Genomic DNA, 8,854 nt, shown 5'->3' with positions numbered 1-8,854 from the left:
GGCCGCGCGAGCGCCCGGCGTCGCGGTTGCGGCGCGCCGGCACGGCGGTGGACGGCCGTCGCGAACCGCCGCGGCGCGAACGCTTATGATCCGCGCATGCGCATCGCCGTCGTCTCCGATATCCACGGCAACCTCGCCGCGCTCGAAGCGGTGCTGGCCGACCTGGACCGCCGCGGCGTCGAGCAGGTGCTCGATCTGGGCGACCTGCTGTCCGGCCCGCTGCGGCCGGTCGACACCTGCGATCGCCTGATCGAACTGGGCTGGCCGACCATCGCCGGCAACCACGAACGCCAGGTGCTGCACGATCCGCCCGAACGCATGGGCGAATCCGACCGTTACGCCGCCGCCCGCCTGCGCCCCGACCAGCGCCGATGGCTGCAGTCGCTGCCGCCGAGCCGGCGCCTGGGCGAGGTGCTGATGGTCCACGGCACGCCGGCCAGCGATCTGGAGCCGCTGCTGGAAACCATCGACGCCGACGGCATCCGCGCGGCCACCGCGCAGGAAATCGATGCGCGCGCCGGCGCCAGCGACGCGCGGCTGATCCTGTGCGGACACACCCACACCCCGCGCATCGCCCGGCTCGCCGACGGGCGCCTGATCGTCAATCCCGGCAGCGTCGGCCTGCAGGCCTATGCCAGCGAGCGGCCGCATCCGCACAAAGTCGAAAACGCCAGCCCGCATGCGCGCTACGCCATCGTCGAGCGCGGCGCCGACGGCTGGGACGCGCAGTTGCTGCAAGTCGAATACGACTGGAACGCCGCCGCCGCGCTGGCCGAGCGCAACGGCCGGCCGGACTGGGCCAAGGCGCTGGCGACCGGGCGAATGTGAAGCGGCGTTCGGACAGGGTCGCGGTTCGCCGGCTCGGCGCGCGCAAGCCGCTCGCGCGGCGACGAGCGGCGCACGGCGGAGGTTGCGCGTGCGCATCCGCGGCGCGCGCGCGTTGCGCGTTCGGATTTTCGGCGACGTTCGCCGTCGGCGACGCTATCCTCGCCGGATAAGGCTGGGAGAGCCCATGGATCGTCGTATGGCCCGAGCGTTGCGCATCATGGTGTGGCTGCTGGCGTGCGCTCTGGCGCCGTGGCCGGCGCTGGGCGCGCAGCCGGCGGCGCCGTTCGAACTGGCGTTGCTGCCCGCGGACGTGCCGGACCAGTCCTATCAGTTCGTGCGCTCGCCGCAGGCGCAGGCGCTGTTCCGGACGGTGCCGGGGCATTCGATCCTGATGCGCGGGCCGCAGGCGCGCTGGTGGCGGCTGACGGCGCTGCGCGACATCGACCCGGGCGACTCGCCGCAACTGGTCATGTCGCAACCGTTCTTCAAACGCCTGGAAGTCTGGCGCCCCGGCGACAGCCTCGGCGTGCGCCGCTCGCTGTACGGCCCCGACCGCGATCTGACCCACTCCGCGCTCGCCCATGTGGTGCCGCTGCCGCAAGGCCTGCGCGCGGGCGAATCGGTGTTCCTGCGGATCCGGTCCAGCTCCAACGTCGTCTCCGCGCTCTCGATCGAGCCGCTGCAGGAGATCAATGCCCGCGACGGCGCCTACAACCGCACCCGCACCTTCTTCCTGACCGCGCTGGGCGTGATCGCGCTGCTGGCGATCGGCTTTTCGATTTCGCTGCGCCAGCGCGGCTACAGCTACCTGGCCGCGACCCTGCTGACCCAGGTCGTCACTTTCGCGATCGAGGGCGGCGATTTCCGCGCCAATCCGTTGCTGGCGGCGATCGCCACCGACCGCCGCACCGCGATCCTGCTCAACACCGCCGCGGTGCTGGCGAGCGTGCGCTTCCTGCGTTTCTTCCTCGACCTGCCGGCGACCCAGCCGCGCGTGACCCGCGTCCTCGACGCCTGCAGCGCGGTGCTCGGCGCGCTGCTGGCGGTGTCGGTGTTCCAGGTCTGGCCGTGGACCTCGTTCTTCGGCAACGGCGTGCTGCTGGTGGTCATCGCGGCCATCGTCGTGGGCTGCGTGCGCGCGATCGCCGCGCGCCGGACCGAGGCGTTCATCCTGCTGGTGGCCTGGGCGCCGCTGATGACGGTGCTGGTGTTCCGGATCGGCGGCCAGGCGAAATGGTGGCCGAACTACGAATGGCTGCATTTCGCCTATCCCTGGGCGATCACCTTCGGCGGGCTGGCGCTGCTGTGGGGCTTCACCCACCAGCACGGCGCGATCCTGCGCAGCGCCGTGCGCCAGCTCAGCCGCGACCGCGACTCCGCGCGCCAGCGCGCGGCCTACGACGGCCTCACCGGCGTGCTGGCCCGGCCCGCGTTCGAGGACGCGCTGGCCACCGCCGTCGCCGGCGCGCACGCCAGCGGCCGCCCGCTGTGCGCGGCGTTCATCGACGTGGACCGGTTCAAGCTCGTCAACGACGCCTACGGCCACGCGATCGGCGACGAAGTGCTGCGCATCGTCGCCAAGCGCGTCGGCAACCGCCTGCGCGCCGACGACTGCCTGGGCCGCTACGGCGGCGACGAAATGGTGCTGCTGCTGCCCAACACCGCGCTCGCCGAGGCGCTGCGCGTGGCCGAGCAACTGCGCCAGGCGATCGCCGCCAGCCCGTTCGCGATCGACGGCGCCTTGATCGACATCGACCTGAGCCTGGGCGTGGCGCAGTTGCGCGCCGGCGAACCGGCGGTGGAACTGCTCAAGCGCGCCGACAGCGCGTTGTATGCGAGCAAGCGCAATGGGCGCGGGCGGGTCAGCGGGGACGAGGAGTGGGCGCAGGCGGCGTCGTGAGGCGCGCGCGTGCGCGCTGCAAACAAAAAAGCCCCCGGAATCCCGGGGGCTTTTCGCGATCTGGCGGAGAGAGGGGCCGTCATTACCCGCTATATCGGTCCATGCTGGCTCTATGTTTTTCTGTAAGCCTTTGTTTTTAAATAAATGGCGCTCCACGTAGGTCCATTTCGTCAGCTATCCCCGCCGCCCAAACTATGGGTACGACACGGAGAAGAGGGCGACGGCCTGTGCGTGGGCTACGCCGGCCGCATGGCGCGCACTGCCCGTATTTATCGACTCCTCGGGCCCTTCTAGCGACATCGAATCCTGCGGCGTGTATGGCGGTCAACCCGAAGAGGGTCTGCGGAGCCTAAATAACAGCCCGCCATTACGCCTTGCCTGGATCTCGAACGATGACGGTTCCACCCGTGCATTTGGGTGCGCAACCTCCGGGATTGGGTACGCCACCGCCTCCACCGCCGCCGTTGCCGCCGCCGTCGGGGCCGCCTGAGCCGCCGCCTCCTGGCGAGGGGATGACCTGATTGACCGGTATGCGCGGGCCGCCGATGTAGTTGTACGGATCATCGCTACGGCTGTAGTTCACGCAGATGGCCGCATTGCAGATCAGAAAGACATCTCCCGGCATTCGTCTATAAGCGGAGTCTTCCTGTAAATGGCTATCCATGACGTTTAAGTATTCGAGCGTCGGCCTGTCTGGCGCCGATGTTCCCAACTGACACGATGTCATGCATCGATACGCCCCATACGTACCTGGCTTCCCGGTTGTCACGCTTCCAGCATAAGAATAGATGCCCGCCGACGCAGCCAACGCAACCGACACGCACCATGCAACCAGTTTCAATCTACGCATCCGTTGCCTCCCCCTAGTTTTTGCAGCACGTGCTGTACAGCTTCCTAGCCAAGGCATCGCCCTCAGCCACCTCTTCGGAAGAAAGATTCTTCGCCTTGTGGTCCATCAGCTCTTTGGACGTCGTTCCCGGCGCCGACAACTCGATGAGGCGGTAGTACGCGTAGGAACGTACGGGATCCTTGGTCGCCATGACTCCGCCCTCATACGCGCCCGAGTACCACATCATCGTGTTGGTGTCGCCCTTTTCGACTAGGGCGCTCATATACCCACGGGCCTTTCGCTTGTAGCGCTCTACCGCTGCGGGATCGGCAAGCATGTCCGTCGCGCTGCGAAAGAACGCGCGCGAATTTATGGCGTACAGTCTTTGAGCAACCGTGTCGCCACCATCCGCAGCTTTTTCCAGCCACTTTCCCTGCTCGGATAGAAGATCGGCAGAGTTCTCGCAATCCTTTCGAATGCGCTGCTTCATGGCGATGTACTCGCTGCCGGATGCGCCACCGCGCTCAAAGGCCTCTGCGGTCTTCGCCATCGTCGAGACATCGTCCTGATTCGCGCACTCGTACAGCTTCAAGTGAATCAATAGAGCTGCTCGCGCATCTCCCGCCTCAGCTTTGGCCCGAAGCTGTGCGACCACTTCTCGCGCGTTCCCGGGAGGCGGGACAACGGACTCGTCCCCGGAGCGAGCAGTCCTACGCCCAGCAGAAGTGCGATTTTTGTCTTTTTGATGTGCGCTATCGCCAGCGCTCGGCTCGATACTTTCGGCCGACCGAATTGCCTTCGTGCCGCCCATCTCGATCTCGCGATCTGGAAGCCGCGACTCTCGCGTCAGGAACAGATAGACCCCGCAGGCTACAGCGAGCAACGTCAGAACGGAAAGCCACAATGTGGGCCCGTGCCGTGCAACTTCTTTCCGTTCACGTGGATTCATCAGAAACCCCTCTCGGCACCGGTTATTTCTCTGAGGGCAATGCTACTGGATGGCCCAGCAGGGGCTAAACGCAAATAGAAGTACGCTGCACGATGGCTTGCGGGTTATAAACGACATGTGGTGCTCGCCTTCCTATCTATCGATGAGCTTATTCGTCCGCAATTTTTTTCCGCGAGAAAAATAATGCGCATTTCTTGGGCATTGCGCGCAGATCGTTTACCTATGGCTGCGTCAACGAGCGCAGGTTTAATGGGGCGCCGACGACCGAGACCATACGAGGTTGGTGGATCAGGCCGAACACATCGAGGCGGTCGCGGGCGCCGACTGCATCCTCGCCATCACCCGGGGCGGATAAATGCGGCGGTGGGTGTCTGCCTGGGCAATCCGGTGCTGCCTCCGCAAAATATGGATGGACAAGACGGAGACGCCTACGCGGTTGTGTGGGCGTATCGAGCGTATATGGGGTTTCGCTCACTATGAAAATTTGGTGGCGGGCGAAAACCCGGTGCGAATAAAAGGCCACCTAGAGCATGCGTTGCTGAAGGCGTCCAAGATCAAGAAGGCAAAGCACCATGCCGTAATGCCGTATGCGAAAGTGTCGGCGCTTATGGCGACGCTGTACAAACGCGCCGGCCGCTCGGCGAAGGCTTTGCGATTTACGATCCTTACGGTGGTACGTACCGAAGAAGCCGCGGGCTCGAACTGGCGCGAATTTGATCTAGACAAAGCTCGGTGGACCATCTCGCCGGAACGAATCAAGGGCGGGAACTCGTGGTGCCGTTGTGCGCCGAGGCGTTGGAAATTCTCAAGTCCTTGCCGAAGAACAAACCGCCGTTCCGCTTATCCGAAGACACAATGCTCTATCTGTAGCAGAAACCGGACAAGCTCGGGTTTTCGCAATGCACGGTTCATGGGTTTCGGTCTTCGTCCGGCGATTGGACGGTTGAGGAAGCCGAGAACGAGAGTTTCATTGTTGAAATGGCGTTGGCGCACGTCATCAAGGACAAGACCGAGGCGGCTTCCGGGCCGCCAACGGAAAACCCTTCGAGCGAGAGTTGGATGCGACGGTGAAAGTCCGCATCGCTCTCCATCGTCAGCGGCACGCCGCGCTGCGGGTCGCCGGGCTCGGTCACATAGGGTAGCAGGTTGTCGCGGGCCGCAATATGGTCCAGATCGACGCCGACCGCATAGGCGATCATGCCGGCTTTCGCCGCGTCGTTGACGCGTTGGCGTCAGCCGATTTCTCGATAGGCGTTCTCCCGCAACAGCATCATTACAGGGTCGGAGTCGGTCAGTTCGGTGTGCGCGGGGAAGCGCTTTCGGAACTCGGCAACGCGTTTGGCCAGGATGGATTCGTAATCCAGCGCCTCCACCACCAGCGATGGCGGCAGGCGCGACAGATCGACAGCGGTAAACGTGGACACGCGCAGTCTCGTATGAGCTGCGGACGGGCTTGATGAGATGCCACGTATTCCCGAGTCGGTGGAAGTGTATAAGTCGCCCTCACAATAAGGTGGTAAAAATTATGGCGTCTTTCACCGATTATGTGATTTTTTTGTGCAGATATTTGCTCATTGATCTGATAGCGATTTTTGCGCTAAAGTGGTTTGCATACTGGAACAGGGCAAGGCTAATCGGACCGAGCACTAAAATTTCCGTCTTAGTTTCCTTACGCCGGCCTGTCGCGTTCAGCTTAGCTGAGTCACTGCCAGGCCATTAAGTGGCATCGCCCTCAGACGGCTGATCTTGAGAGAAATAAGTGGCTAGAGGGATTCTTATGGCTGCAAGTGAACGGCAAAAAAACAGGTGGAGTAAGCGCGCATTGTGGCTTTCCGTTCTGGCGTTGCTCGCTGTGGCGTGCGGCACATATCTGTTCTTGACGCGAGAGTCGCGGCTTCTTGATAGCGCGAACGAGGCAGGTCGCACGGCGGGGATTCAGTCGGCCCAGAGTCATGAACCGAACGGCGATAGCGAGCATCAAGAAAGAAAAAAACGTGGCGCTACTGGACATAGGGTTGCTCGTTCTAAGGGCGAGTCCGTTGTTCCTCCCCCTGGGAACGCGCGAGAGGTGGTCGCACAGCTCCGCGCCCGCGCTGAAGCGGGGGACGCCCGGGCGGCATTACTGATTCACCTGAAACTGTACGAGTGCGCAAATCAGGTTGATATTTCGACGATGGAGCAGACCGCAGAAGCATTTGAGCGAGGGGGGGCGTCCGGTAGCCAGTACGTCGCCGATCAGCAGCGCATCCGAAAAGATTGCGAGAACTCCGCCGATCTTTTGTCAGAGCAGGGGATGTGGTTGGAAAAAGCTGCGGATGGCGGCGACACGGTCGCGCAGAAGCTATACGCCATAAATTCCCGCGCCTTCTTCCGCAGCACGACGGAGATGCTTGCTGATCCCGCGGCGGTAGAGCGCTACAAGCGGAAAGCAAATGGCTATATGAGTGCGCTGGTCGAAAAGGGGGATACTAACGCGATGATGTGGTATGCGGGTGCGTACGAGAGCGGCGTCATGGTTCCAAAAGATCTCATGCGTTCTTATGCCTACTATCGCCTCGTAGAAATGTCGGCCCCGGGAACGATTCCAAGGGAGCTGACGGACTATCAAACGAAGAATCTTTCTCCAGAGACGATGGCCGAGGCAGATGCTTTGGCCAGAAAGCTGTACGCCACATGTTGCAAAAATTAAAAGGGGGAGCGGATGCGCAGATTGAAGTTGGTGGTGTTGTGTGTGTCGGTTGCGCTGGCTGCGTCGATCGGGATCTATTCTTATGCTGGAAGCGTGACGACTGGGAAGCCCGGAATGTATGGAGCCTATCGATGCGTAAAGTCATGTCAATTGGAAACGCCGGCAGCAGATGATCCGACGATGGCGTATTTGAGGGTAGTAGATCGGAATTTGCTTGAAGAATCCGCATATAGGCAAATGCCTGGAGATGTGTTTCTAATCTGCAATGCCACCACCTGTGTGAGTTACACCCGAAGTGATGATCTACAGGTTTTCATGGGTGGCCCTCGTATGCCGGTCAATCAAGTCATTCAGCCGCCGGGAGGAGGTGGTAGTGGCGGCCCTGATAGTGGCGGTGGTGGTGGCGGTGGCGGCGGCGCCCCCAATCCCGGTGGGAGCGGTTGCGCCCCCAAATGCACGGGCGGAACCGTGATCGTTCGAGAACCGGGTAAACCGTGACCTCGCACCGACGCTAAGGATCTGTAGATTCCTCTGCGGGCTGGCCGTCATTCGAGCGGCAAGATTCGGTGATATGCAGGTGAGCGAACTGCAGCGCCCGGCCAAAGCCGGGCGTTGCATTGAGTCAGTTTTCGATGTTTTTCACACTGGATAACGTCGTCATTGCCAGCACGAACTCGGAATTATTCGGAGGGCGGCAGGCCGTGGTGGCTAGGACGGCGACGACGCACACCAGCAACACGGCGATTTTTCGTTGCATTGGCGATCCCCTTGTTAGTGACTGAGGCTGAGTGAGAATCGCCGCCATGTATGCGATGCAGGCCGCATAACACGCGCTCAGGGCATGGCGTCGGCTGCTCTCCATGCCCGGGAAACTCGGCCGCGTCCGCGGGTCTTGCTTGGGTACGGCGTGTTATCGGCGCGCTTTAGCAGTGCATCGGCCGATTCGTGCCGGTGCAACTGCGCAACGCCAATGCTCAGGTTCGCGAAGAGCGAACGACCGTCGATAGACAGCGGACTATCAGCGATGGCACGGCGTAGATGCTCGGTTAGATTCATTGCTCCCGCCTGCGATGCATCGGGCATCAATAGCAGCAGTTCATCGTCGCTGTATCGACCCAATATGTCGATTGAGCTAAAGCGATTGCTCAATCGCTTGCCTGCAAATGAACGCCTGTTACGGAGCGAGGAAGTAGAGAAAAAGGTGGGGCTCAAGAAGTCGGCGATCTATCAGCGCATCGCAAGGGGCGAGCTCCCCTTCTCAGTTCCTGACGAGGACGGTACGAATGTGCGTTGGCTGGATTCCGAAATTCGGGCCTAGATCGCGGGCAGAAAGCGCGCTCGCGACGGCGGGTAGAGACATGGGTACCAAATCCTAGGCAATAAAAGAGCCCCTAAATTTAGGGGCTCTTTTATTGGTCTGGCGGAGAGAGGGGGATTCGAACCCCCGAAGCGCGGTTTAGACGCTTACACACTTTCCAGGCGTGCTCCTTCAACCACTCGGACACCTCTCCGGAACTGTCCGGCCGCCGTGGGCGGGCCGTGCAGGGCCAGGGATTCTAGCCGGCGCGGCGGCGCGGGACAAGTTGTCCGCCGGGCGCCGCGTCGGGGCGGCTTCGGCCGCGCCAATAGCGCCCGCGGCGCGTCGATCCGGGGGGGGGG

Annotated in this window: 10 protein-coding genes and 1 tRNA gene; 4 read left to right on the top strand and 7 right to left on the bottom strand. The window is 62.4% G+C overall.

Annotated features, from left to right (window positions below; translation table 11 throughout):
- The first annotated feature begins 96 nt into the window (after nt 1-96).
- Nucleotides 97-828, top strand: coding sequence for a metallophosphoesterase family protein (locus tag A7A76_RS25270; RefSeq protein ID WP_206413911.1), 732 nt, complete (start codon nt 97-99; stop codon nt 826-828).
- 196 nt (nt 829-1,024) lie between these two features.
- Entirely contained in the window at nt 1,025-2,728 is a 1,704-nt protein-coding gene (locus A7A76_RS25265; protein ID WP_206413910.1) for a sensor domain-containing diguanylate cyclase, read from the top strand.
- A 367-nt stretch (nt 2,729-3,095) separates the two neighbouring features.
- Here A7A76_RS25265 and A7A76_RS25260 read toward each other — a convergent pair whose 3' ends face one another.
- From A7A76_RS25260 to A7A76_RS25245, 4 genes are all read right to left on the bottom strand, one after another.
- Entirely contained in the window at nt 3,096-3,569 is a 474-nt protein-coding gene (locus A7A76_RS25260; protein WP_206413909.1) for a hypothetical protein, read from the bottom strand.
- A 22-nt stretch (nt 3,570-3,591) separates the two neighbouring features.
- The gene (locus A7A76_RS25255) at nt 3,592-4,506 is read right to left on the bottom strand and encodes a hypothetical protein (RefSeq protein WP_206413908.1); all 915 of its coding nucleotides are present in this window, start codon (nt 4,504-4,506) and stop codon (nt 3,592-3,594) included.
- Nucleotides 4,507-5,414: 908 nt separating this feature from the next.
- Nucleotides 5,415-5,705 carry a hypothetical protein gene (locus A7A76_RS25250; RefSeq protein WP_206413907.1) on the bottom strand — a complete coding sequence of 97 codons (291 nt, stop codon included), beginning with the start codon at nt 5,703-5,705 and terminating at the stop codon, nt 5,415-5,417.
- A 33-nt stretch (nt 5,706-5,738) separates the two neighbouring features.
- Nucleotides 5,739-5,930 (bottom strand): hypothetical protein, encoded by a 192-nt coding sequence (locus A7A76_RS25245; protein WP_206413906.1) that lies wholly within the window; start codon nt 5,928-5,930, stop codon nt 5,739-5,741.
- Between the two features lie 644 nt (nt 5,931-6,574).
- On the opposite strand from A7A76_RS25245, the gene A7A76_RS25240 reads away from it, so the two are divergent.
- Nucleotides 6,575-7,195 (top strand): hypothetical protein, encoded by a 621-nt coding sequence (locus tag A7A76_RS25240; protein WP_206413905.1) that lies wholly within the window; start codon nt 6,575-6,577, stop codon nt 7,193-7,195.
- Nucleotides 7,196-7,817: 622 nt separating this feature from the next.
- Here the strand turns inward: A7A76_RS25240 and A7A76_RS26005 are convergent.
- Nucleotides 7,818-7,952 (bottom strand): hypothetical protein, encoded by a 135-nt coding sequence (locus tag A7A76_RS26005; RefSeq protein ID WP_277425887.1) that lies wholly within the window; start codon nt 7,950-7,952, stop codon nt 7,818-7,820.
- Nucleotides 7,953-8,029: 77 nt separating this feature from the next.
- Entirely contained in the window at nt 8,030-8,344 is a 315-nt protein-coding gene (locus A7A76_RS25235; protein WP_206413904.1) for a GGDEF domain-containing protein, read from the bottom strand.
- Between A7A76_RS25235 and A7A76_RS27125 the strand changes: the two genes are divergently transcribed.
- Nucleotides 8,316-8,513: a helix-turn-helix transcriptional regulator gene (locus tag A7A76_RS27125; RefSeq protein WP_428995237.1), complete on the top strand. Its 198-nt coding sequence runs from the start codon at nt 8,316-8,318 to the stop codon at nt 8,511-8,513. The genes A7A76_RS25235 and A7A76_RS27125 overlap by 29 nt on opposite strands.
- A 100-nt stretch (nt 8,514-8,613) precedes the next feature.
- Here A7A76_RS27125 and A7A76_RS25225 read toward each other — a convergent pair.
- A tRNA-Ser gene (locus tag A7A76_RS25225) sits at nt 8,614-8,706 on the bottom strand.
- Between the last annotated feature and the right edge of the window lie 148 nt (nt 8,707-8,854).

Origin of the sequence: Lysobacter enzymogenes (assembly GCF_017168095.1) — a bacterium.
In the GTDB taxonomy this organism is placed as follows: domain Bacteria; phylum Pseudomonadota; class Gammaproteobacteria; order Xanthomonadales; family Xanthomonadaceae; genus Lysobacter; species Lysobacter enzymogenes_D.
The sequence above is the reverse complement of the archived record's forward strand: the minus strand, read 5'-3'. Positions and strand labels throughout refer to the sequence as shown.

Bases quoted from the DNA above. Each gene is read 5' to 3' on its own strand.
- A7A76_RS25270 (WP_206413911.1), top strand. From the start codon at position 97: ATGCGCATCGCCGTCGTCTCCGATATCCACGGCAACCTCGCCGCGCTC.
- A7A76_RS25265 (WP_206413910.1), top strand. From the start codon at position 1,025: ATGGCCCGAGCGTTGCGCATCATGGTGTGGCTGCTGGCGTGCGCTCTG.
- A7A76_RS25255 (WP_206413908.1), bottom strand. From the start codon at position 4,506: ATGAATCCACGTGAACGGAAAGAAGTTGCACGGCACGGGCCCACATTG.
- A7A76_RS25250 (WP_206413907.1), bottom strand. From the start codon at position 5,705: ATGATCGCCTATGCGGTCGGCGTCGATCTGGACCATATTGCGGCCCGC.
- A7A76_RS26005 (WP_277425887.1), bottom strand. From the start codon at position 7,952: ATGCAACGAAAAATCGCCGTGTTGCTGGTGTGCGTCGTCGCCGTCCTA.
- A7A76_RS27125 (WP_428995237.1), top strand. From the start codon at position 8,316: ATGTCGATTGAGCTAAAGCGATTGCTCAATCGCTTGCCTGCAAATGAA.